The 24,060-nt window shown below is 38.3% G+C and carries 18 protein-coding genes, 2 pseudogenes and 1 riboswitch; of the genes and pseudogenes, 19 read left to right on the forward strand and 1 reads right to left on the reverse strand.

The features are described from left to right. Positions 1 to 315: 315 nt before the first annotated feature. Positions 316 to 1,806 (forward strand): amidase family protein, encoded by a 1,491-nt coding sequence (locus B7E05_RS06435; protein WP_080873428.1) that lies wholly within the window; start codon positions 316 to 318, stop codon positions 1,804 to 1,806. Positions 1,807 to 2,079: 273 nt separating this feature from the next. Further along, a complete protein-coding gene (locus B7E05_RS06440) occupies positions 2,080 to 3,609 on the forward strand; it encodes an AbgT family transporter (protein WP_080873429.1) in 1,530 nt (509 codons plus the stop codon). 258 nt (positions 3,610 to 3,867) lie between these two features. On the opposite strand, the gene B7E05_RS06445 is transcribed toward B7E05_RS06440, so the two are convergent. Beyond that, the gene (locus tag B7E05_RS06445; RefSeq protein WP_080873430.1) at positions 3,868 to 4,251 is read right to left on the reverse strand and encodes a helix-turn-helix domain-containing protein; all 384 of its coding nucleotides are present in this window, start codon (positions 4,249 to 4,251) and stop codon (positions 3,868 to 3,870) included. Between the two features lie 400 nt (positions 4,252 to 4,651). On the opposite strand from B7E05_RS06445, the gene B7E05_RS06450 reads away from it, so the two are divergent. From B7E05_RS06450 to mobT, 17 genes and pseudogenes are all read left to right on the forward strand, one after another. Continuing rightward, positions 4,652 to 6,100: a sodium/glutamate symporter gene (locus B7E05_RS06450; protein ID WP_080873431.1), complete on the forward strand. Its 1,449-nt coding sequence runs from the start codon at positions 4,652 to 4,654 to the stop codon at positions 6,098 to 6,100. Next, positions 6,097 to 7,548, forward strand: coding sequence for a M20 family metallopeptidase (locus tag B7E05_RS06455; protein ID WP_080873433.1), 1,452 nt, complete (start codon positions 6,097 to 6,099; stop codon positions 7,546 to 7,548). Before B7E05_RS06450 ends, B7E05_RS06455 begins: the two co-directional genes overlap by 4 nt. A gap of 425 nt (positions 7,549 to 7,973) precedes the next feature. Further along, on the forward strand, positions 7,974 to 8,213 hold the full coding sequence (locus B7E05_RS22375) for a LysR family transcriptional regulator (RefSeq protein WP_245832994.1): 240 nt from the start codon (positions 7,974 to 7,976) through the stop codon (positions 8,211 to 8,213). A gap of 33 nt (positions 8,214 to 8,246) precedes the next feature. Beyond that, a pseudogene (locus tag B7E05_RS22380) lies at positions 8,247 to 8,639 on the forward strand (LysR family transcriptional regulator substrate-binding protein); the annotation flags it as partial. 49 nt (positions 8,640 to 8,688) lie between these two features. Further along, on the forward strand, positions 8,689 to 9,537 hold the full coding sequence (locus B7E05_RS06465; RefSeq protein ID WP_080873434.1) for an aldo/keto reductase: 849 nt from the start codon (positions 8,689 to 8,691) through the stop codon (positions 9,535 to 9,537). Between the two features lie 416 nt (positions 9,538 to 9,953). Then, complete coding sequence (locus B7E05_RS06470) at positions 9,954 to 10,922, forward strand: AAA family ATPase (protein WP_080873435.1); 969 nt, start codon at positions 9,954 to 9,956, stop codon at positions 10,920 to 10,922. Next, the gene (locus B7E05_RS06475) at positions 10,919 to 12,187 is read left to right on the forward strand and encodes a DUF58 domain-containing protein (protein ID WP_080873436.1); all 1,269 of its coding nucleotides are present in this window, start codon (positions 10,919 to 10,921) and stop codon (positions 12,185 to 12,187) included. Before B7E05_RS06470 ends, B7E05_RS06475 begins: the two co-directional genes overlap by 4 nt. Next, positions 12,184 to 14,385, forward strand: coding sequence for a transglutaminase TgpA family protein (locus tag B7E05_RS06480; RefSeq protein WP_080873437.1), 2,202 nt, complete (start codon positions 12,184 to 12,186; stop codon positions 14,383 to 14,385). Before B7E05_RS06475 ends, B7E05_RS06480 begins: the two co-directional genes overlap by 4 nt. A gap of 81 nt (positions 14,386 to 14,466) precedes the next feature. Beyond that, positions 14,467 to 14,568: riboswitch (purine riboswitch) on the forward strand. A 177-nt stretch (positions 14,569 to 14,745) separates the two neighbouring features. Continuing rightward, positions 14,746 to 16,281 (forward strand): glutamine-hydrolyzing GMP synthase, encoded by a 1,536-nt coding sequence (gene guaA / locus B7E05_RS06485; RefSeq protein WP_080873438.1) that lies wholly within the window; start codon positions 14,746 to 14,748, stop codon positions 16,279 to 16,281. A 334-nt stretch (positions 16,282 to 16,615) separates the two neighbouring features. Further along, positions 16,616 to 16,801 (forward strand): hypothetical protein, encoded by a 186-nt coding sequence (locus B7E05_RS06490; protein ID WP_080873440.1) that lies wholly within the window; start codon positions 16,616 to 16,618, stop codon positions 16,799 to 16,801. A gap of 162 nt (positions 16,802 to 16,963) precedes the next feature. Then, positions 16,964 to 17,332: an ArsR/SmtB family transcription factor gene (locus B7E05_RS06495; RefSeq protein ID WP_080873441.1), complete on the forward strand. Its 369-nt coding sequence runs from the start codon at positions 16,964 to 16,966 to the stop codon at positions 17,330 to 17,332. Continuing rightward, positions 17,325 to 19,460: a heavy metal translocating P-type ATPase gene (locus B7E05_RS06500; RefSeq protein WP_080873442.1), complete on the forward strand. Its 2,136-nt coding sequence runs from the start codon at positions 17,325 to 17,327 to the stop codon at positions 19,458 to 19,460. Before B7E05_RS06495 ends, B7E05_RS06500 begins: the two co-directional genes overlap by 8 nt. A gap of 280 nt (positions 19,461 to 19,740) precedes the next feature. Beyond that, positions 19,741 to 20,055, forward strand: coding sequence for a YdcP family protein (locus B7E05_RS06505; protein ID WP_080873443.1), 315 nt, complete (start codon positions 19,741 to 19,743; stop codon positions 20,053 to 20,055). 13 nt (positions 20,056 to 20,068) lie between these two features. Next, a complete protein-coding gene (locus tag B7E05_RS06510; protein ID WP_080873444.1) occupies positions 20,069 to 20,446 on the forward strand; it encodes a YdcP family protein in 378 nt (125 codons plus the stop codon). Positions 20,447 to 20,456: 10 nt separating this feature from the next. Continuing rightward, on the forward strand, positions 20,457 to 21,239 hold the full coding sequence (locus B7E05_RS06515; RefSeq protein ID WP_080873446.1) for a Mom family adenine methylcarbamoylation protein: 783 nt from the start codon (positions 20,457 to 20,459) through the stop codon (positions 21,237 to 21,239). 290 nt (positions 21,240 to 21,529) lie between these two features. Next, positions 21,530 to 22,627, forward strand: a pseudogene (locus tag B7E05_RS06520) (FtsK/SpoIIIE domain-containing protein); the annotation flags it as partial. Positions 22,628 to 22,857: 230 nt separating this feature from the next. Continuing rightward, a complete protein-coding gene (gene mobT, locus B7E05_RS06525) occupies positions 22,858 to 24,060 on the forward strand; it encodes a MobT family relaxase (protein WP_080873448.1) in 1,203 nt (400 codons plus the stop codon).

The following is a 24,060-nucleotide window of genomic DNA, read 5'->3' on the forward strand; positions in this document are numbered from 1 at the left end:
TTTCATACCTGAGAATAAGCGTATAAACCTTGCTGTTCCAGGATGAATATGATTGCTATTATCAAGCTAGCTTTTGGTTAAATCGTCCTTCTATTTTTTTAAAGGATAGGCTGTATAGCTCCGCTCCGGCCAACCACTCCGCTTTCCATGGGGACGGCTTCAGCTAACTTGAAAAGAAAAGCTTTTTTTTAATGGATTTTCCCTGCTCGTAATGATAATCTGTAACCAAATAAATGTAAACGCCGTTGTATTCCAGCTCGTCATCAACTGGTTCCATGATGCAGGAAAGGGATACATAGGAGAGGGAGTGCAAAAATGCAGTTTCATGAATATAAGAACTATGATGCAACCGGATTGGCAGAACTTATCCGGCAAAAAGACATCCATCCATCCGAATTAGTCGAAATTGCTTTTAAACGGCTGCATGCGGTGAATCCTGCGTTAAATATTACAACACATCACCGGGAACAAGCAGTAAAAAAAGAAGCAAATCATTTTCCGGTTCAGGGAGCAGCTTTTTCAGGTGTACCGATGTTAATGAAAAATATTTCTCAGGCTATTGAAGGGGAAAAGTTGACTTCAGGCTCGAAACTTTTACAAACACAAGTGCAAAAGCATGATTCTTATTTTGTGAAAAAGTTTCGAGAAGCGGGATTTCTATTTATGGGACATACCAACAATCCGGAGTTCGGCCTGAAAAATATTACGGAACCAAAGTTGTATGGACCAACTCGAAATCCATGGAATACGGCATATTCTCCGGGTGGCTCAAGCGGAGGTGCTGCAGCAGCTATTGCCTCTGGTGTTATACCTGTAGCCGGGGCAAGTGATGGCGGCGGGTCTATCCGAATCCCTGCGTCTTTCAGCGGGCTGGTCGGGTTGAAGCCGACACGCGGCAGAACTTCGGTTGGTCCGGGAGAGGGCAGACAGTGGCAAGGAGCGTCTATCCATTTTGCTTTAACAAAATCAGTCAGGGATTGTGCGGCGATGCTGGATCAATTACAAGTAATAGAATCTCATGCTGCTTTTCAAACCCCTTTATTTGAAAAAGGGTATCAAAACAGCTTGTCTGAAACGTTGCCTAAGCGGATGCGGATTGCTTTCAGCACAGCGTCTCCGGTAGGGACTGAGGTGGCCGCGGATGCTAAAAAAGCAGTACTGCAATTGGTACGTTATCTGGAACAAAGCGGACACATGGTCGAGGAAAAGCAGCCGCCCATTGATGGCGTTCAATTAATGCGGGATTACTACGTGATGAACAGTGGTGAAATGAATGCTGTTGTGCGTGGATTGGAAAAAGCAATGGACATTCCTTTGACAGCCGAAGATATGGAAATAGAATCCTGGCTATTGCATCAAGCAGGAAAGTCTTTGTCGGCTGCAGATTATACAGATAGTCTGGCATCATGGGACTGGGCAGCAGAAATCATGTCTATTTTTCATCAAACATATAATTTCTATATTACTCCAGCAACAGCTTTTCACGCTCCAAAAGTTGGGGAACTGACGATGACAGCGCAGCAGGCAAATGAATTTAAAACAAGGATGGCTGCGGAAAAGGACAAGCAATCCATTATTTACGAGATGTTTTTACCAAGTTTAACGTATACACCATTTTCACAGCTTGCTAATTTAACAGGACAGCCGGCAATCTCCCTTCCCCTGTATATAACGGATGACGGGTTACCGATTGGCGTTCAAATAATGGCGAATAAAGGAAAAGAACATCGTCTCTTACAGCTTGCATATGAAATGGAACGCAGCGATTTATGGAAGGGCATGCAAGGCAACCCTTATTTTCAATAACCAATGCTCCCTTGAAGCAGCCTTCAGGGAGCACCATTGCCGGTTTATTTTTCTAATCTACTTTTTGTTTTGATTTCAAAAAAATGAAACCGCATACAAAATGAACATTATTTACGAAGCGTTGAAATGACAGTGTTTGAAAAATTCCCTCTAGTGTTACTTTTATTATTTGTAAAGAAAGGGTATTCATTGTCAATGAAACTATGTATAATAAAATTGATTTCTAGCCACTTCATTATCAGAATATTATTGTTATAAAAAAGGAGTGACAGTATGGAGAAAGAGAAGACAAATGTATTTCAACGATTTTTAAACATGGTAGAAGTAGTAGGGAATAAACTGCCGCATCCAGCAACTCTATTTGCGATTCTGGCATTGCTGGTTATCATCTTATCTGCGGCATTGCAGCCATTCAATATAAGTGTAGAAAATCCGGGCGATCCAGGAGAAACGGTAGAAATTAATAATCTTCTGAATGCAGAAGGGATTGAATATATTTTCGGGAGTATGACCGATAACTTTATTGGATTCGCGCCGCTGGGCGTTGTACTGGTGACGATGCTTGGTATCGGCGTGGCAGAACGGACAGGACTGATTAGTGCATTATTACGAGGTTTTGTTTTATCCATTCCGAACCGTTTTATCACGCTTGGTATTGTTTTTGCCGGTGTCATGTCCAGTGTAGCATCCGATGCAGGATATGTTGTATTGCCCCCATTGGGCGCATTGATTTTTGCGGCACTCGGCCGTCATCCGTTAGCAGGTCTTGCTGCAGCATTTGCCGGCGTATCCGGCGGGTTTAGTGCGAACTTATTCATATCCGGAACCGATGTAATGCTTGGTGAATTAACGATTGCCGGAGCTTCCATTATTGATCCGGCATATGCAGATCAAATGAATATTGCCATGAACTGGCTGTTTATTGCTGTTTCTGTATTTTTACTTACATTTGTTGGTGCCTGGGTAACGGAAAAAATTGTAGAACCACGTTTAGGAGCTTACAAAGGAGAAGCAAACGAAGATATAAAAGGTATTACAGCAACAGAGAAAAAAGGACTTATCTGGACAGGTGTTTCGTTTGTTGTTTCTATTATTTTAGCAGCATTGCTGGTTATACCACAGAACGCGCCGTTGCGTGGAGAAGAATCAGGAATGGATGGAATTATTATGTCTCCATTTATGGATTCTCTCGTTCCGATAATCGCATTGTTATTCTTAATACCAGGACTTGTCTACGGGTTAGTGACCAAAGAAATTAAGAGTGATAAAGATGTCGCCGCGCAAATGAGTGATACGATGGCATCGATGGGCATGTTTATTGTACTTGCTTTTACAGCCGGTCAATTTGTTGCTTACTTTAATGAAACCAATATGGGTCTCGTTATCGGTGTTTATGGAGCTGAATTCTTAGACAGTGTCAATTTTAGCGGTATTGGTTTAATACTTTTATTTATTCTGATTGCAGCTATTATTAATATCTTTATTGGCAGCGCCTCTGCGAAGTGGGCGATGATGGCTCCTGTATTTGTTCCGATTATGATGCAGCTTGGCTATGCACCGGAATTCACACAGATGGCGTATCGTATCGCTGACTCGGCGACTAATATTATATCACCGTTAATGACTTACTTTGCGGTTATCATCGCTTTTGCCCAGAAGTATGATAAGAAAATGGGGATTGGAACACTAGTATCTACCATGATTCCATACTCTATCTTCTTCTTAATAGGCTGGACAATTATGCTTGTTGTTTGGATGTGGATTGGCATTCCGCTTGGACCAAATGGACCGATTCGTTATTAATCGGTTGTCCTTCATAAAGCATATTTGATTCATGTTCGTGTGTATAAAAAATCCGGATTATCATAAAGCAATTCTTTTATCAGAATTGGAATGATGATCCGGATTTTTATTGTTTATCAGGAGGACGTTTCATTTTATAATGATGGTTTTAAATAAACAGATGGCGTATGATAGTGAAATAATTAGTTATTTAATAGCAACATTTTATTTATCGGTTAATTATAAGTAATTTATATAACATATAAAGAGAATGAGAGATTATAGTGATTTCAGAAATTCTATCAAGTTCTTTCGAGCATTTGGTTTAAGCTCTTTCATAGCTTTCATCATTTGAATCAAATCTTCAGATATCATCGGCTCTTCAGACTGATACTCCGTCTCTTTTTCCTTAGTTACTTCTGCAAGCAGCTTCTTCAACGTTTCTTTATCGCTAGGGTGGTATTCATCTCCCCGAATTAAATAATCTAAAGAAACTCCATATATATCTGCCAGTTTGATCATTGTTTCAAATGTAGGTCTTCTCGTTTCTCTTTCGTACGAGCCATATACATTCTGAGAAAACCCAAGTTTATAACTAATTTCAACTTTGGAGTAACCATGCTTATCTCTTAGATTTTCTAAACGCATACCAAACCCTTTCATACCAGCACCTCAATCTTATATTTTCTGAAAACGTAACACGAAGTGATGGAATAATTAGATTTATAACACAAATTGTGTTGACATTTTAAAAACGAAACTTTATTATTAGTTAATAACACACAAGTTGTGTGTTAAGGGAATAATATATAAATATTATATTATTTTCATACTCTAGTGAAAAAAGGAGGGAATAGAAATAATTGTATTTTAAAATTAATAAGGAGCTGATGTTCATTCAAATTACAGAAAAAAATATAATTTTGAAATTGTTCAATCTAGATTAGTAATATTTTTCATTTAAGTTGCAGGGATGTCTATACGACGATTAAGTCTTAATACGTTAAATATGTAAGCGTTTTATTTAAGAGTAGAATTCATTTTTTACGAAAAGGGGGAAACTATGGATTTACTAATTAGTTTTTCTGCGTTAAGTGGTTTTTTATTGCTGGGAACTTTTTTAAGAGCGAAAGTAAAATTCTTGCAAACTATATTTTTACCGGCATCTGTTATTGGCGGGTTTATCGGATTATTCTTAGGTCCAGCAGTATTAGGTAATAATGCAGTAATTCCGATTCCTGAAGATTGGATAAGCACATATGCTTTGCTTCCAGGAATTTTAATTGTGCCAGTTGTTGCTACAGTACCTTTTGGGGTTAAGTTCAAATCAAGACGTGATAAGCAAAAGCAAAAAGCGTTACATAAAGATCTTAATTATCACGAGAATAAAAAGAGCAGCCGGACAACCAGAAATATACTTATTATGTTTGCCATAATGGTCATCGTTTCACAGGGGCAACAAGCATTGGGAATTGGAATTCATTATATTTCCGAAAAGATTGGAATGTTAACAGATGCTTATCCATCCTTTGGTACAGAGATAGGAGGAGGATTTTCCGGAGGACATGGAACGGCAGGAGTTATTGGAAGCATGTTGCAATCTATGAATCAGCCTTACTGGGAGACTGCACAAGGGGTTACAGTAACAACAGCTACATTTGGAATTATCGGTGGTATTTTGATAGGAATTGTTCTTATTAATTTTGGTGCAAGGAAGGGGTATACACAATACTTAAGTGGTTCAGAAAGCTTCCCAAAAGACATGAAACAAGGATATCAGTCAGATGTAGACAAACAGAATAAGTTTGGAAAAGAAACAACTTTAAGTTCGTCTGTTGACACATTAGCATTCCATGTCGCATTAATTCTTGGAGGCAGCGGCGTTGCATATGGATTACTTACGCTTGTCCAATACTTTAATGTTCCTATCATTGGAAGTGTTCCTATTTGGGCTTACGCTATTTTAGTTATGTACTTAATCTGGTGGGCTATGTGTCAATTGAATCTCAGCTGGATAGTAGATAGCCAAATTGCATCGAAAATAGCTAGTATGTTTACTGATTTTGCTGTTGTTGCAGCAATCGTCAGCATGCCTGTTCAGGCTGTCTTCAGCTATTTTATTCCAATTCTTATTATGATTATAGTAATAGGAGCATTTACTATTTTAGCTGCCTATTTTCTCTGTAGAAAGTATTTTAGTGACTTTTGGTTCGAGAAAAGTGTTGCAGTACTTGGGACATCAACCGGAGTATTTATCTCAGGATTATTATTATTGAAAATGTGTGATCCGGAATATAAATCACCAGTATTGACGGAATATTCTGTTGGTTATTCTGCAAACTCTGTATTAGGTTTTATCATGATGCCTTTTATGTTTGGGTTATTGATTAATCAAGGACTGCTAACAGGCTTTTTACTAATAACAGGGGTTGTTGTATTAGCAATCATTTTACTACTAAGTGTAAATAAACCTAAAAAATCAACTATAAATGAGGAGATGAATGTATCATGACAATCGTAAATAGTGTAAATGCATTTGTAAGTGATATTTTAGCGGAAAAACAAGATTTTCTTACTGATGTTAGTGATTTTATTTGGAAGCATCCGGAAACAAGGTTTGAAGAATATACCTCAATGAACCATTTATGTACTGCATTAGAAGCAGAAGAATTTATTGTGGAAAAAAATATAGCTGATATAGAAACAGCATTTACGGGAACTTATGGTTCTGGCCATCCCATTATCGGTATTCTAGGTGAGTTTGATGCGCTGTCCGGTTTAAGTCAAAAACCTGGAGTAAGTAATCCTGAAGCTGTTATCCCCGGAGGAAACGGTCATGGCTGTGGTCATAATCTTTTAGGTACAGGCTCTTTAGCAGCTGCTATTGCGATAAAAGAATATTTAAAAGCCAATAACTTATCGGGAACAGTTCAATATTTTGGTTGCCCAGGAGAAGAAGGCGGATCCGGAAAAACCTTTATGGCCAGAGAAGGGGCTTTTGATCATCTGGATTTTGCACTAACCTGGCATCCATCTGCAGCAAATGGAATGATGAGCCTCAGTTCCTTAGCAAATTATCAGGTGTATTTCCGCTTTAAAGGGATCAGTTCACATGCCGCTGCTTCACCGCATTTAGGCAGAAGTGCATTAGATGCCGTAGAATTGATGAATGTGGGAGTTAATTATCTTAGAGAGCATGTTAAACCGGATGCCAGAATGCATTATTCCGTTACCAACACCGGGGGAAAATCACCCAATGTAGTTCAATCAGATGCAGAAGTATTATATTTAATTCGCTCACCCAAAATGCAGGATGTCAAAGATATTTATGAAAGAATATGTAAAATTGCGCATGGAGCCGCTCAAATGACAGAAACTACCGTCTCGATAGAAATGGACAAAGCGTGTTCTAATTATATACCTAATAGAAATTTAGAAAAGGTAATGTATGAGAAACTTAAGGAAGTCGAAGATACAATCTTGTATACGGATGAAGAAATGAATTATGCCAAGCAAATTTGGGATTCATTATCTGTTAATGAGAAAGACAGTGCTTTTGATTCCTTAAAAGCGTTTGGTGCCATTAAGGATACAGATAAATTAAAAGAGGCATATCTTAGTAATGTTGTTAGTGATTATGTTCCTTTGGATATGGCAATGCCAGGGTCAACAGATGTTGCAGATGTCAGCTGGGTGGTTCCAACGGCACAGTGCTCTACAGCAACATGTGCTATTGGAACTCCGGCACATTCTTGGCAAATGGTTACCCAAGGTACGACTTCGGTAGCCCACAAGGGAATGCTGCGCTCAGGGAACGTTATGGCATTAACAGCCATTGATGTACTGCAAAATCCTGATAAATTAGAAGAAATTCAAAAAGAATTTAAAGAGAAATTTAAAGATACACCTTATGAATGTCCTATTCCAAAAGATGTGAAACCCTCTGCATTAAAGGAATAATATTGTGAAAGTAGCTTTCCATATAAGATGGAATAAGTTATTTTTACAGTTAGTCTATTAAATACACTTGAGATACTAATAACAAATGATATGTATACGAAATATTTTAGCTCCTCCTTCTGTTATATTGTTTATAAAGAAGGGGGAGTTTTTCATCGCATTATTATTTGACTCCCCCTGAAATCCTGTCTTATCCATTTTTCTTCATATAATTTGATTACGTCATATGAATAACTGTATCTCATATCGTATGATATTGTATTAACATCTTTGTTTTATTTTGGCGTGGGATTAAGTATAAGGGGGATAGTAAAGGTAGTAATTATTGCAGCGAACAAATAATTAGCAGAAGATTGAATGACTGAAAGTTTTACAAACATCGTTATTCTAGCGAATGAGGCAAAAACACTGAAGGAGTCATGATAATGGAAATACGGATATTAAGATACTTTTGGACAATTGCTGAAGAGGGGAGCATTTCAAAAGCTGCCGATCTTCTGCATATTACACAGCCGACTTTGAGCCGGCAGTTGCGAGAACTAGAAGAAGAATTGGAAACAGAACTGTTTTATAGGGAGAAGAAACAATTGCAATTAACAGAAGCCGGTGTCTTTTTAAAGGACCGTGCGGAGGAAATTCTTACACTTACAGACCATACCGAGTAAGCATTTTTTGACCAGAAAAAACAGTTATTCAGCGGGCATATATCAATTGGCTGCGTGGAAGCAGATAATTCTGATACGTTGGCAATGATGTTAGAAGAAATGGTCAGTGATTATCCGCAAGTAACCTTCCATATCTTCAGCGGGACAAGCGATTATATCACAGAGAAATTAGATAAAGGGCTGATTGACCTTGCCGTGTTACTGGAACCGATAGCAGTGGAGAAGTATGAACGAATGACATTACCGAGACCAGAGAAATGGGGCGTTTTAGTTTCCAAGGATTCTTTTTCAGTACCCAAAAAGGAAATGATGCCGGAAGATCTGGTTGGCTTTCCGCTGCTTTGCTCGGGCAGAAAAGAAGTACAGAACATGATTGCTGATTGGATGAATATTTCCATAGATCTTTTGCGTTTTGTTTTCCTCTAATCGTGGAACAAACATAGAAAACAGATTCCAAAAAGAGGAGTGGGGAGCAATGAAAAAAGTGAACATTGCCGGCAGAGAAGTGTTTCCAATTGGTTTAGGTACCATGAACATGGGAGATAAAGCAGCGACTTTTGATCAGGAAGTAGCGGCGATTCGAACCGGACTTGATAATGGTGTGCAGCTGATTGATACCGCTGAAATGTATGGAAGCGGGAATGCGGAGAAACTCGTTGGAAGTGCCATTCAACCGTATACCCGTGAAGATGTATTTCTTGTTTCCAAAGTGCTTCCTTCCAATGCGTCCAAAAAGAATCTTCCAGTCAGCTTAGATCAAAGTTTAAAAAGATTAGAAACAGATTATCTTGACTTATATTTACTGCATTGGCAAGAAGATATTCCCCTTGAAGAAACGGTGGAAGCTTTAGAGAAAGCTAGAAATCAAGGCAAAATCAAAGCATGGGGCGTCTCCAATTTAGACGTGGATGATCTGGATTATGTTATCGATTTACCAGGAGGAGAAAATTGTAAGGCCAATCAGGTCCGCTATAATATTGCAAACAGAGGCATTGAATTTGATTTAGTTCCTATGATGAACAAGTACCATATGCCGGTGATTGCATATTCTCCAATTGACCGCGGTGATAGTTTTGGAGCGAACCTGACGAAACAAAACGTGTTAAAGGAGATTGCGGAAAAGCATGAGGCAAGCGTATTTCAAATTTTGTTAGCTTGGTCGATTCGGAATGGAAACACGATAGCGATACCGCAATCCAGTAACCCAGATCATGTTCTCCATAATATAGAAGCAGCAGATATTTCCTTAACAGCGGAGGATTTACAGGAAATAGACACCGTGTATCCGGAGCCTGTTTCGAAACAACGTCTTGTTTTATGGTAAGAAACAAATAACACACTTTTATAAAGAATGGATAGAAGCAGTTGGAGGAAAAGAAACTTCGGCTGCTTTTTTTAGTAGGAAAAAGGCCCATGCAGTTTCAAAAAAGAATGGAAGGTAACACGAAAAAAGATAGACTTATTCGTTGACATGAAGTGCACTTCAGCTTGTATGCTTCTACTGTAAAACAAAGAAGAAATGAGACTGTTTCTGCTTTCAACATGTGTAAAGAGATCGTGTTACTGAAAAATAGCTATCAAATTCCCCTAAGTTGATAAAAGCTGTTGAATAACCATTTCAGAATTTGTCCATAATAAGAGATATATCAATCTTTAGAATGCATTTCATTTCATTATGATTGCTAATATAGTAACATAAAAGATAGAAAGATTCAGGCAAATTAGTAGTTAAGGAGGGCGATGATGGAACAGGAGAAGATAGTGGAAAATACACATATTCAAGATGTGTTAAATAATATGAATAGCGTCATTTTTGGTAAAGAAGAAATCGTTAAGCTTAGTTTAGTGGCATTATTAATAGAAGGCCATGTCTTATTAGAAGATGTTCCTGGAGTGGGGAAAACGATGCTGGTCCGTACATTGGCCAAGTCGGTCAATTGTGATTTTAGCAGAATTCAATTTACACCGGATCTGCTGCCGTCGGACGTGACAGGCGTATCGATTTATAATCCCAAGGAATTAGCATTTGAGTTTCGGGAAGGCCCTGTGTTTGGAAATATTCTATTAGCGGATGAAATTAACCGGACATCTCCAAAGACTCAATCTGCGCTACTGGAAGCAATGGAAGAAAAAAGCGTGACAGTGGACGGAGAAACACGACAGCTGAAAAGTCCTTTCTTTGTAATGGCAACGCAAAATCCGATTGAATATGAAGGGACGTATCCGTTGCCAGAGGCGCAACTGGATCGTTTTCTATTAAAACTGCGTATGGGTTATCCAACGTATGCGGATGAATTAGAAATGCTTTCGAGAAATAAAAATCACCATCCCATCGAAGAAATTCAAGCGGTGATGTCGCAAGAAGAGCTGATTATAGAGCAGGAAGAGACGAAAAATGTTTATATAGATGAAACCATCCAGCAATATATTTTGAATATTGTCACCCGTACGAGAACGCACAGTTCCATTTATTTGGGTGTGAGTCCAAGAGGATCGCTTGCTTTAATGGAAGCTGCGAAAGCTTATGCGTATATTGGAGGAAGAGATTATGTTATTCCAGATGATGTGAAATACCTGGCACCATTTGTATTGGCTCACCGGGTTCTGTTAAAAGCAGAAGCACGTTATCAGGGCCAAACAAGTGAAGAAGTGATTGATATGATTATAGAGTCGGCACATATTCCAATTAAGAAAGGCTTTGCAGAATGAAGAACAATATCCGCATCATCTTACGCAGTATTGGCGTGTTGGTTTTGATGATTACTTTATTCTGCTATGCCATGTTCCAGGGCGGATTTGTCAGCTGGTTTTTATTTTATGGTTATCTACCAATTGGCATCTACCAGCTTCTCTTTGCCTTGTATCCGTTACGTACCTGGAAGGTCTATCGGGAAATAGAAAACCCGGTTTATCAAGCCGGGGATGATATGGTTGTGAACATACATATCAAACGGAAGCTTCCTTTTCCTTTATTATATTGTACATTTGAAGAGAAATTCCCCTCCTCTTTAATGAAGGAAGATACAAAAAAAGAGAAATACTTCTCTTCACAACCTTCAGGAAAAATGGCGGTTTCCCGCAAGCTGATTCGTATGTTATTTCCTCTTTTCCGCAGGCATTTTACATTCAGCTATTCGGTGCAATCCTTGCCGCGTGGAGAGCATATACTGGACACAGTAACGATTCAAACAGGTGAAATTTTTGGTTTTATCAAAAAAAGCCGCGATTTTCCTATTGAAAATAAATGTATGGTCTATCCCTATGAACATAAGATTCGTTTGATCAGTGATACAGCAAGTTATGAACAGGGCGGCGTTATTTCCAATCAATTACAGCAACTAAATACGACCATTGCTTCGGGAAGCAGAGAATATGCTCCGGGAGACCGCTTTGCATGGATTGACTGGAAACAGACAGCGAGAAGACAAACGATGATGACAAAAGAATTTGACCGGGAGAAAAGCGTAGACATTTTACTGGTTCATGATAATTTTATGAATGAGAAGGAACATCCGCTTCTCTATGAAGCTTCGATTGAAATGAGTTTATCTCTGGTGCAGGAACTGGCAACGAAAAGTAATGAGACAAGTTTTCTTTCCATCGGAGATAGCGCACATGTATTTGAAGCAGGTCATCATGCGCAGCAGCTGGAAATCATCAAGCGTTATCTGCTCACAGCAAGTCAGGAAGAGCAAGGTTCCTTTTCGCTGCGGTTCCGCGAAGAAATGGCTCATTTTAATCAAGCAGATATCATCTTTCTTTTGATAACATCCGTGGATACCTATTTAATCCAGGCGATTCAAGAAGCAAAACAGCGTATGAAGCACTTTTCCATTATTTATATCCATCCGGAAAAACACTTATCTGAAGAAGAAAAGCATCTGCTGGAGCCGCTCTATTTTTCAGGTATAGCTGTACAGGAATTAAGTCTGGAACAGCTTGGAACGGATCCTGTTGAGGTGATTTTCAAATGACACACAGCCGGAAACAATTGAACACACTGCACACGCTACTACTATATATCGCAGGATTCTGCCTGTTTTTAGAATGGCTCTATCCGCTTGGGGATATTTCAGAAACAAACATCGGCGTATTTATTTTATTTGCGCTATATTGCTTTTTTATTTCTTATTTTCAGCTGCATTGGCTGATCAGTGTGCCAATCAAAGGGATTGGGTTACTGCTGATTGTGCATATGCTTTATTTTGATACAAGCTTTTTCGATTTGAACTGGATCGTGGAAACCTTTCGGGAAGTGGTTAATAATATCGAGCGGATGTTTTCTGGTGAATGGTATTTGCTTACCACCTTTTTCAGAAGTCTATTATTTTTGCTTCTGATCTGGTTGATGAGTTATTTGCTTTATTACTGGTTTGTCCGAATGAAAAATATTATTCTATTTATTCTGTTGACCTTTGTTTATATTGGCATTCTGGATACATTTACGGTGTATGAAGGTGCCTCGGCCATTGTACGTATTTTTATTATCTCTTTTATAGCCCTTGGAATGTCCAGCTTGAGTAAGGAGATTGAAAATAACCATATTCCTGTTTCTGTAAGAGATCGTCTAAAATATTGGCTTATGCCGCTTATTCTGATTGTTGCCGTAGTTGCTTTTATAGGATATCAGGCACCGAAAGCAGAACCGCAATGGCCCGATCCTTTGCCTTTCTTACAAGGATCTGCAGGTCAATTAGGTGGTGATGGCGAAAGAGTCGGGCAAGTCGGATATGGAGAAGACGACTCAGAATTAGGCGGTTCTTTTGTGCAAGACGATACGGTTCTTTTTGAAGCTGCCGTTGAAGAAGACCATTATTGGCGGATAGAAACGAAAGATGTTTACACAGGGAAGGGATGGGAGTCGTCGACAGATCGAAATCTGATGGACCAATCTGATGGCCAGATTACATTATCCACTTTCGAGGATAGCGTGGAGACAGAGGAAATGGAAGCAGAAGTGAACTTCACGGGGAATCATCGATTACCTAAATTGGTCTATCCTTATGGCGTTTCTTCTATTACAACGGGGGAAGTGGTAGATTTTCATCTGGACGAAAGCCTGCAGGGGGTTGAAACCACATTAGATGGGGAAGAATACGTTCCAGAAACTTATGAAATAAACTATGACAGTCCATCTTTTGATATGGATACATTGCAGAATAATTCCGAACAGGATACAGAAGAAATACAAGACCGTTATACACAGCTTCCTGCTGATTTACCGGAAAGGGTAGAAGATTTAGCAGCGGAAATAACGGAAGGGCATGAGACAAGATACGATAAAGCCCGGGCCATTGAGCGTTATTTCAGTGCAAATGGTTTTGAATACCAGACAGAAGATATCCCTATCCCAGAGGAAGAGGAAGACTATGTGGACCAATTTTTATTTGAGACCCGAATCGGCTATTGCGATAACTTTTCTTCTGCTATGATTGTTTTGCTTCGCTCCGAAGATATTCCAGCCAGATGGGCGAAAGGGTTCACAAGCGGGGAACGGGTGGATACAGACGTGGATACAGATAGCCATGTGAATCAGGTTGCCAACAGCAATGCGCATTCTTGGGTGGAAGTCTATTTTCCAGATGTCGGATGGGTACCATTTGAGCCGACACAAGGTTTCTCCAATATGGCGGATTTCCACGCCGATGCGGATGAAAATGATGCTTCTATAGACGAGGAAGAGGACCCGCTGGAAGCACCAGCCCCTGAACAGGACGAAGATACAGCAGAGGAAGAAGAACCAGAGGGAGCAGAAGAACAGGAAGATGATGCTACGGATTCCGATGAAGCATCAGGGATTTCAACAGTGACAGGCGCTATTCTGATTGGAATTGCTGTGGTACTCTTATTGATTCTGTTTATCCTTTACAAAAAGAGAAGCGCCATTCGCATTTATTTCTTGCAGAGAAAGCTGGAACATCACTTTGATGATGCTTCGTTCCAAGAAGCCTATCTCTACTTGTTAAAACTGGCAAATAAAAAAGGTTTCAAGCGTGGCAATGATGAAACACTTAGAGAGTTTGCCGGGCGCATAGATAAGCAGCTGCAAACGGTGGAAATGAGCAGATTAACCAGCATTTACGAGCGGATGATTTATAGTAAACGGTTAACAGGTGAAAAAGAGGAAATAATGCAATTATGGAAAAATTTAATCAATCAAATAATGGCTTGACCCGGGGCACATCAATTAGTAGAATGAAAAAGTAATACTGTGGAGGACAACAGATATTCTCCAGAGATATAAAGACAAATAATTCGTTCGACATATGCCTTTCGTATATCCTCGAAAATAAGGTTCGAAAGTTTCTACCGGATCACCGTAAATGATTCGACTATGAAGGCAGAAGAAGGTTTGTTTATCATACCCGGATTCTGCCTTTCTATGTTTTTTGGTGTGACTTTGCAGAAAACAGAAAGGCCTGAATCCGGGTTTTATTAAATATAGAAGCAGCCTAAACCTGTTTCGTTAAAGAAATTTTTGGAAAAAGGGAAGAGCATACATCGTTAAAAAGATACAGATTGGAGTCTAGTTATGGAGAACAATGAATTAGTACTGGTTTTAGATTTTGGCAGTCAATATAACCAATTAATCACACGCCGTATTCGTGAATTTGGCGTGTATAGTGAGCTTCATTCACATAAGCTGACCGCTGCAGAAATTAAGGAAATGAATCCAAAAGGAATTATCCTTTCCGGCGGACCACACAGTGTTTATGGGGAAGACAGCTTCCGTTGTGATGAGGAAATTTTTCATTTAGGCATTCCTGTTCTGGGGATTTGCTACGGCATGCAGTTAATGTCATTGCATTTCGATGGAAAAGTAGAAGCATCCAAAAACCGTGAATATGGAAAAGCATTAATTGAATTAAATGAAAGCCCGGCTCTCTTTAAAGATACACCAACGAAACAAACAGTATGGATGAGCCACGGCGATAAAGTAACCGCAGCACCGCCTTCTTTCGTGGTAGATGCAACCAGTCCGTCGACACCAATTGCTGCCATCAGTGATGGAGAGAAGCATATGTATGGGGTGCAATTCCACCCGGAAGTACGTCACTCTGAGTATGGAAATGATGTATTGCACAGCTTTGTATTCGATGTATGTCATTGTGCAGGAGACTGGACAATTGCCAACTTTATTGAAATGGAAACGGAAAAAATCCAAGAAGCAGTCGGTGACCGCAACGTTCTTTGTGCACTAAGTGGTGGCGTGGATTCCTCTGTTGTAGCAGCGTTAATCCATAAAGCTATCGGCAACCAGCTGACTTGTATCTTTGTTGATCATGGACTTCTTCGTAAAAATGAAGCAGATGATGTCATGGATGTTTTTGCAGAAGACTTCCAGATGAACATTATCAAAGTCGATGCCAAGGACCGTTTCTTAACGAAATTAGCAGGTGTTTCCGATCCGGAACAAAAGCGTAAAATCATCGGCAATGAATTTATCTATGTATTTGACGATGAAGCAGCAAAATTAAAAGATATTGATTTCTTAGCGCAAGGAACGCTTTATACAGACGTGATTGAAAGTGGTACAGACACAGCCCAAACCATCAAATCACATCACAACGTAGGCGGTCTGCCGGAAGATATGCAATTCGATTTGATTGAGCCACTAAACACATTATTTAAAGATGAAGTACGTGAACTTGGTTCCCAGCTTGGCATTCCTGACCGTATCGTTTGGCGCCAGCCATTCCCTGGACCGGGACTTGCTATCCGTATCTTAGGGGAAGTAACGGAAGAACACCTGGAAATCGTTCGTGAATCCGATGCGATTCTTCGGGAAGAAATTGCTAAAGCAGGTCTTGACCGCGATATCTGGCAATACTTCACAGTGCTTCCAAACATCAAGAGTGTTGGTGTGATGGGAGATGCTCGTACGTATGCACATACGATTGGTATTCGTGCGGTGACTTCGATTGATGGCATGACTTCGGATTGGGCGCGGATTCCTTGGGATGTGCTTGAGACGATTTCTACGCGTTTGGTGAATGATGTGGATAATATTAACAGAGTAGTGTATGATGTTACTTCTAAGCCGCCGGCTACGATTGAGTGGGAATAATTCACTAAGGGCATTTGAAGTGAAAACATTGATTTGACGGCATTTTGATGGTACGTAAAATGGATAAAACAACTAAAAATAAATAGGTTCCCCGCCAAAATTCCGCCAGAGGAAATGGGGAAAGATGAGGGATATTGTGTAAAAAGCAATATCTCTTTTTTATTTCTCTAATTTTAACATCCCTGTTTAACAGTCTTTTACACATTAATTCTTAGAAATGTTAAGTTAGAATCTCAATAATTTAATTAGTACACCTAAGCACCCTTTGCAAGTTTTCTCCGCCAAAAGGTTGCTTTTTTATTTTGGCTAATTATGGAAGTGAGCGTGATTTCCATTGGTAGAAGATAAAATCTATGAACAAAAGGTTATGGATTGGATTGATGACAATTTTGTTTTAAATGAGATTGAAATTGAAGATTTTCCTTTTTTTCCTTATGGAAAATTGATACGTGATAAAAATGAGGAAACGATGATTGTGTTTTGGTGTGTGATTTATGGACGAGTCGATTACAGATTTTAGAACGAATGAATTGTAGTTAATTATGCAAATTTTATATGCGTGCCCTCCATTTTTTACGAATTAAAATAAACTATCTATTATTCAAATACACACTTGAATGATTTCAGCAATTAAGATATTATATAATCAAATATATATTTGAATGATGATGGAGTGATTAAGTTGGTAAAAAAAGACATGTGTGAAGTTTATTGTTATGACGAGGAAAAAGTCAATCGTATACAAGACGAATTACAAAAAGAAGATTTTTCTCGTGTTTCTAAATTATTCAAAGTGCTTGCTGATGAAAATAGAACAAAAATTTCTTATGCCTTATGTATAGATTCTGAGTTGTGTGTATGTGATATTGCCAATATCATTGGTTCTTCTGTGGCAACTGCCTCTCACCACTTACGTTCACTTCATAAACAAAGCATTGTGAAGTACCGTAAAGAAGGAAAACTTGCTTTTTATTCATTAGATGATGAGCATATTAAGCAATTGATTTCTATTACATTGGTTCATCAGAAAGAGGAAAAAGCAAATGCCTGAATCACTCACAAAAGAAGAAATGAAGGCTTATCGTGTACAGGGATTTAGTTGTGTAAGCTGTGCAAAAACTTTTGAAAATAACGTCAAGAAATTACAAGGGGTGGAAAACGCCGAAGTAAATTTTGGTGCTTCAAAAATTTATGTTAAAGGGCAAACAACCATTGAGGAATTAGAAAAAGCAGGATCGTTTGAAAATTTAAAGGTGCAAGATGAAAAAGAACAAAAGGTGGAACATGAACCTTTTTGGAAACAAAAAGAAAATATAAAGGTCTATATTTCAGCTGTATTACTTTTAGCCAGTTGGATTTTAGGAAAACAATTAGGGGAAGAACATTTCCTTCCAACGATTGGATATGCAGTGTCTATTTTAGTTGGCGGATACAGCCTCTTTATTAAAGGGTTTAGAAATCTAATTAGATTACAATTTGATATGAATACACTTATGACCATTGCGATTATTGGTGCAGCTATTATTGGCGAATGGGTGGAAGGGGCGACAGTTGTTATCCTATTTGCTATTAGTGAAGCGTTGGAACGTTACTCCATGGATAAAGCCCGTCAATCCATCGAATCATTAATGGATATTGCACCGAAAGAAGCGTTAATTCGACGGGGAAATCAAGAAATCAGTATCCATGTAGATGATGTTCAAATTGGCGATATTATGATCGTAAAGCCTGGTCAGAAATTAGCGATGGATGGAACTGTTATTCAAGGAATGTCTACCTTAAATCAGGCTGCTATTACAGGTGAAAGTGTTCCCGTTACAAAAACAGTAGAAGATGAAGTATTTGCCGGCACATTAAATGAAGAAGGTTTGCTTGAAGTTAGCGTTACTAAACGAGTAGAAGATACTACACTATCAAAAATTATACATCTTGTAGAAGCAGCACAAGCCGAGCGAGCACCTTCTCAAGCATTTGTCGATAAATTTGCGAAATATTATACTCCAGCTATTGTTATTCTAGCTGCATTAATTGCTATTATACCGCCATTAGCTGGTAGTGGAGATTGGAGTACATGGATTTATCAAGGATTAGCTGTACTCGTAGTTGGTTGCCCTTGTGCACTTGTTGTATCTACTCCAGTAGCTGTAGTGACTGCCATTGGAAACGCTGCAAAAAATGGTGTGTTAATTAAAGGCGGTGTTTATTTAGAGGAGACTGGAAACCTTAAAGCCATTGCTCTTGATAAAACTGGAACATTAACAAAAGGGGTTCCTGCTGTCACAGATATTGTAACTTATGCTAGGAATGAAGATGAATTAATGATAATCACAGCAGCGATTGAGAAAGGCTCACAACATCCACTCGCTTCGGCTATTATAAAAAAGGTGGAAGCAAAAGGATTGCATTATAATGATGTATTTATGGAGGAATTTCAGTCTATTACAGGTAAAGGTGTCAAAGCAAAGATAAATAATGAAGTATATTATGTAGGCAGCCCAAGTCTTTTTGAAGAACTGCATAATCAAATAAAAAATAATCAAAAAGAAAAGATTACTGATTTACAAACAGCAGGAAAAACGGTCATGGTTTTAGGAACGGAAACAGAGATTCTTGCATTCATAGCTGTGGCGGATGAAATAAGAGAATCTTCCAAGGAAGTCATCAGCCAATTAAATCATCTTGGAGTTGATACAGTTATGCTGACAGGAGATAATCAACGAACTGCATATGCAATCGGTCAACAAATTGGGGTTGCGGATATTGAAGCTGATTTACTTCCAGAAGATAAGTTGACCTTCATTAAAAAACTTCGAGGGAAACATCATGTGGCAATGGTTGGAGATGGTGTGAATGACGCTCCAGCACTGGCCGCTTCTACGGTTGGTGTAGCCATGGGTGGAGCAGGCACTGATACAGCACTAGAAACTGCAGATATTGCTCTTATGTCAGATGACTTAAATAAGCTGCCGTATACCGTTCAATTAAGCCGAAAAGCTTTGAATATTATCAAACAGAATATTACCTTTTCTCTAGGAATTAAAGCTGTTGCATTATTGTTAGTTGTCCCTGGTTGGTTAACGTTATGGATAGCTATATTCGCAGATATGGGAGCGACATTACTTGTGACATTAAACAGTTTGCGATTATTACGGATTAAAAAACATCATGTAATGAAATAGAGATATAGTTTGAGATTACAATAAGTGTATACATGCATTAATCTAATCACTTTATCAGTCATAGCTCTGAAAAATGTAAAAAGTAACTAAATATATCAATAAACACATTGAAAACGTCATTGAACGGTATTTAACCGACTGATGGCGTTTTTTCGTTAATAAAAGATAATTAGGAGTGATTTACAATGAATATTTTTTACTCTCGTTCTCCTCCTTTCAGTACGTGTTTCTTCTTTATATAAAAGTAAGTAAATTAAAAATAAGGAAAGAGGTAACTATTATGGAACTAAAATATGTGATACCGAACATGGAACAAACTTTTGGAAACTTAGAATATGCAGGCGAAGGAAAAGTGGAACAACGCCGAATTAATGGACGAATGACAACTCTATCTCGCAGTTATAATCTCTATTCCGACGTTCAACGGGCAGATGATATTGAAGTCATCCTTCCTAATGAAGCTGGGGAAAAATTCTTTGAACATGAGGAAAAAGTAAAATTAGTCAATGCACGTATTACCGCAGAGGGCTATAAAATTGGGGATCGTGGTTTTACAAATTATAAATTACATGCTGACGATTTAGTCAAAGCATAAGGAGGAACTACAAATGAGATTAGCGCAGGGCATTATTATTGATAAAGAAAAAACATTTGGATTGTTAAAGTTTTCTGCATTACGACGGGAAGTTTTTCTTCAAAATGAAGATGGTACGGTATCTTCCGAAGTTAAGGAGCGCACTTATGATTTAAAATCCAGAGAACAAGGACGGATGATTCAAGTAAGTATTCCTGCTTCTATTCCACTAAAAGAGTTTGATTATAATGCGGAAGTGGAAATGGTTAATCCCGTTGCTGATACGGTAGCAAATGCTACTTTTCGTGGTGCGGATGTAGATTGGTTTATTAAAGCAGAGGATTTAGTATTAAAAGGACAACAAAAGCCTCCCCAAAAGCCGAAAAAAGAGCCAGCGGAAGATGAAAAATAGGAAATGATTTATGGTAAAAAAACCGCTTATCATCAAAGAAATTCCAAAAGAGGAAGCTATTCATTTTATTCGGAAATATCATTACTCAAAAATCATCCCTAAGTTGTGTAAATACTTCTTAGGGATTTTTTCAGAATCAGAAAGAAGATTGTTAGGTGTGGTTGAGTTAGGTTGGGGTACGCAGCCTTTGCAGACAATCCGTAAACTTTTTCCTGACTTTGACTTGAAAACAAATGACTATTTAGAAATTGGAAAGATGTGTTTTCTTCCAGAAATGAATCGTAATAATTATTTTGGCAGTCGAACGCTTTCTACACTTATTAAGTGGTTGAAAGCAGAAACCGACTGTCTTTATTTGTATACGTTAGCAGATGGTATTGAAGGCAAGTGTGGTTATGTTTATCAAGCATCCAACTTCTTTTATTGCGGATATTTCAAGACTAGCGTTTATCGTGATAATCAGACTTTTGAAAAGATACACCCACGTAGTGCTAGAGCTTTATTAGAAGAAAATGCACTTTTTGAAAATGTCTCGAAAAAGCATTGGCTCACACAAGATTTTTGTGAATATAAAGGAATCGAAAAAATTAACGGACGAATGTTTCGCTATATCTATCCACTAACAAAAGAAGCTAATAAACTTTTAAAAATTTACTCCTATAACAGACAGGACTATCCAAAAGCTAAAGATTTAGTTTTTGAGAAACGAATTGCACACCGAAAATATGAAAGGATAAGTCAGCCTTCCTTCGATAAACATGCTTCTTTTTACAATGTCCAAAATGTCGACTAATGGTTTAAAGATTTTTCATTGTAAATGAATCTTGGAAAGGAGGTTTTATGATTTCTTTGAAAAAACGTGGGAAACGAATTAAGGAAAAAGACGCTTCCCTTGTTACCCAATTTATCATTATACGAATAATTGGAATCTGGCTTATCTTTTTTACCCCTTTTCACTTGTCTTTCTTACTTTCAACAGAATGGCAGCTTAAACTATTTCAAGAGCATTTTATTAGTATGTATTGACTGGTAACTTTACTTATCAGTCTTTTATTAACAGCTGGATGTATCGTTATGTATTACCGCTATCGCTATGACCAATTCAAACAAATTGTCCACCGTCAAAAGCTCGCTAAAATGGTTTTAGAAAACGGCTGGTATGAAACTAAACAAGTCACCAAAGAAAGCTTCTTTAAGGATATTCCTTCTGATAACACAAAAGAAAAAATCAGCCATTTTCCAAAAATCTATTATCGTTTTGAGAAAGGACTACTCTATATTCAAGTGGAAATCACACTTGGGAAATTTCAAGAGCCATTATTAAACTTGGAAACAAAACTGGAAAGCGGTCTGTATTGTGAATTAGTATCAAAAGAATTACATGATTCCTTTGTGGAGTACATTCTTTTCTATGACATGATAGCGAACCGTATTTCGATTGAGGATGTCTACGCACAAGATGGCAGATTAAAACTCATGGAATCTATGTATTGGGAATATGATAAACTTCCCCATATGCTTATTGCAGGCGGAACAGGTGGCGGTAAAACGTACTTTATTCTCACCATTATTGAGGCTTTGTTAAAAACAAATGCAAAGCTGTATATTTTAGATCCCAAAAATGCTGACCTAGCCGATTTAAATACGGTCATGCCGGATGTTCATTATAAAAAGGAAGATATAATGGCGTGTATTGACCAATTCCATGAAGATATGATGGCTCGAAGTGAAGAAATGAAACAAATGGAAGGTTATAAAACAGGAGAAAACTATGCTTATTTAGGTTTATCTCCACACTTTTTGATATTTGATGAGTACGTGGCTTTTATGGAGCTGCTTACCTCCAAAGAGAATGCAGCGGTTTTAAGCAAACTAAAACAGATTGTGATGTTAGGCAGACAAGCAGGCTTTTTCCTTGTCTTAGCCTGTCAACGTCCAGACGCAAAATATCTTGGAGATGGAATCAGGGATCAGTTTAACTTTCGAGTAGCTCTTGGTCGAATGAGTGAGCTCGGGTTCGGGATGATGTTTGGAAGCGACGTTCAAAAACAGTTCTTTCTTAAACAAATCAAAGGTCGGGGCTATGTAGATAAAGGGGATAATGTCATTTCTGAATTTTACACACCCCTTGTTCCCAAAGAACATGACTTTTTACAAGAGATAGGCAAACTCGCACACTAAAGGCTGCCCAGCATAGCGGCGTGCGAAGCGAAAGCCGCTGTGCTGGGCTAAGCCTTGGCGTGGCTTTAGCCACGCCTTAACCCCCCATTTCTAACAGGGGGGTAGAAAAACAATTGGAAACCGTTTCAACAACCCATAAACGCCTGATGGTACAAGGGTTTTAAACACATTAGAAAGATGTCAGCTTTTAAGCATTAGTTGACATCTTTTTTGCGTTAGGAGGAATGCAAATGAATCAATTACCTTGGTATCAGGTTTTAAAAGAAAAACGGTTAGAGTACGGCATATCACAAAATAAACTCGCCACTTATGCTGGTATTTCAAGACCGTATATTAGTGAAATCGAGACAGGAAAAGTGAATCCCACAGAAACGCTTAAAGCAACGTTGTTTGATATTCTGGAACAGTTTAATCCAGAAGCACCCATTGAAATCTTATTTGATTATGTGCGAATTCGTTTTTTAACCACAGACCCTGTTTATGTGATTGAAGACATCATGCAATTAAAAATGGACTACATGCTGCATGAAGAATATGCCTTTTATTCTTATATTGAACAATACGTTTTTGGAGATGTTGTGGTCATGGTTTCGCCGGATGAAGATAAAGGCTGTTTACTTGAATTGAAAGGTAACGGATGCCGCCAGTTTGAAAATTTTCTATTAGCCCAACAACGAACATGGTATGACTTCTTTATGCATGTTTTCAAGACGGGCGGTGTGTTTAAGCGAATTGACTTAGCGATAAACGATAAAACAGGCATATTGGATGTTCCCTTCCTTACAGATAAATGTCGTCAGGAAGAATGTATCTCTGTATTTCGCAGCTTTAAGAGTTATCGCTCTGGTGATTTAGTGCAAGGAGAAGATAAACCAGATATGGGAAACACGTTATATATTGGCTCATTAAAAAGTGATGTTTATTTTTGTCTCTATGAGAAGGATTATGAACAATTTATAAAATATGGAACATCACTGGCAAATACGGATGTGAAAAACCGCTTAGAAATTCGGTTGAAAAACGATCGTGCGTATCATGCGATTGTAGATTTAATGACGTATGAGGATACTGGTCGGACCGCTTTTTCGATAATCAATCGCTATATTCGTTTTGTAGATAAGGATGAAAACAAACGTCGCAGCAGTTGGAAAGTGAATCCATCGTGGCAGCGTTTTTTGGATTTAGGAGAAAATCGAAAAATATCTTTAACAACGAAACCTGAACCCTATACGTTTGATAAAACATTACGGTGGTTAGCCCGTCAAGTTGCACCCACATGGAAACTGGCAACAAAACTTGATGAAATCAATCAAACAACCATCATTAAAGATATGTTGAATCAAGCTAAATTAACGGAACGTCATCAAAAATTGCTTATGCAACAAGCAATAAAGACAGATGATGTCATTCACTCCTCAAAAGATGAAATATAG

It is taken from the genome of Oceanobacillus timonensis (assembly GCF_900166635.1).
Taxonomy (GTDB): domain Bacteria; phylum Bacillota; class Bacilli; order Bacillales; family Amphibacillaceae; genus Oceanobacillus; species Oceanobacillus timonensis.

What these genes read in the sequence shown, in the direction of transcription:
- B7E05_RS06435 (WP_080873428.1), top strand. Translation starts at nt 316, where the DNA reads ATGCAGTTTCATGAATATAAGAACTATGATGCAACCGGATTGGCAGAA.
- B7E05_RS06440 (WP_080873429.1), top strand. Translation starts at nt 2,080, where the DNA reads ATGGAGAAAGAGAAGACAAATGTATTTCAACGATTTTTAAACATGGTA.
- B7E05_RS06445 (WP_080873430.1), bottom strand. Translation starts at nt 4,251, where the DNA reads ATGAAAGGGTTTGGTATGCGTTTAGAAAATCTAAGAGATAAGCATGGT.
- B7E05_RS06450 (WP_080873431.1), top strand. Translation starts at nt 4,652, where the DNA reads ATGGATTTACTAATTAGTTTTTCTGCGTTAAGTGGTTTTTTATTGCTG.
- B7E05_RS06455 (WP_080873433.1), top strand. Translation starts at nt 6,097, where the DNA reads ATGACAATCGTAAATAGTGTAAATGCATTTGTAAGTGATATTTTAGCG.
- B7E05_RS22375 (WP_245832994.1), top strand. Translation starts at nt 7,974, where the DNA reads ATGGAAATACGGATATTAAGATACTTTTGGACAATTGCTGAAGAGGGG.
- B7E05_RS06465 (WP_080873434.1), top strand. Translation starts at nt 8,689, where the DNA reads ATGAAAAAAGTGAACATTGCCGGCAGAGAAGTGTTTCCAATTGGTTTA.
- B7E05_RS06470 (WP_080873435.1), top strand. Translation starts at nt 9,954, where the DNA reads ATGATGGAACAGGAGAAGATAGTGGAAAATACACATATTCAAGATGTG.
- B7E05_RS06475 (WP_080873436.1), top strand. Translation starts at nt 10,919, where the DNA reads ATGAAGAACAATATCCGCATCATCTTACGCAGTATTGGCGTGTTGGTT.
- B7E05_RS06480 (WP_080873437.1), top strand. Translation starts at nt 12,184, where the DNA reads ATGACACACAGCCGGAAACAATTGAACACACTGCACACGCTACTACTA.
- guaA (WP_080873438.1), top strand. Translation starts at nt 14,746, where the DNA reads ATGGAGAACAATGAATTAGTACTGGTTTTAGATTTTGGCAGTCAATAT.
- B7E05_RS06500 (WP_080873442.1), top strand. Translation starts at nt 17,325, where the DNA reads ATGCCTGAATCACTCACAAAAGAAGAAATGAAGGCTTATCGTGTACAG.
- B7E05_RS06505 (WP_080873443.1), top strand. Translation starts at nt 19,741, where the DNA reads ATGGAACTAAAATATGTGATACCGAACATGGAACAAACTTTTGGAAAC.
- B7E05_RS06510 (WP_080873444.1), top strand. Translation starts at nt 20,069, where the DNA reads ATGAGATTAGCGCAGGGCATTATTATTGATAAAGAAAAAACATTTGGA.
- B7E05_RS06515 (WP_080873446.1), top strand. Translation starts at nt 20,457, where the DNA reads ATGGTAAAAAAACCGCTTATCATCAAAGAAATTCCAAAAGAGGAAGCT.
- mobT (WP_080873448.1), top strand. Translation starts at nt 22,858, where the DNA reads ATGAATCAATTACCTTGGTATCAGGTTTTAAAAGAAAAACGGTTAGAG.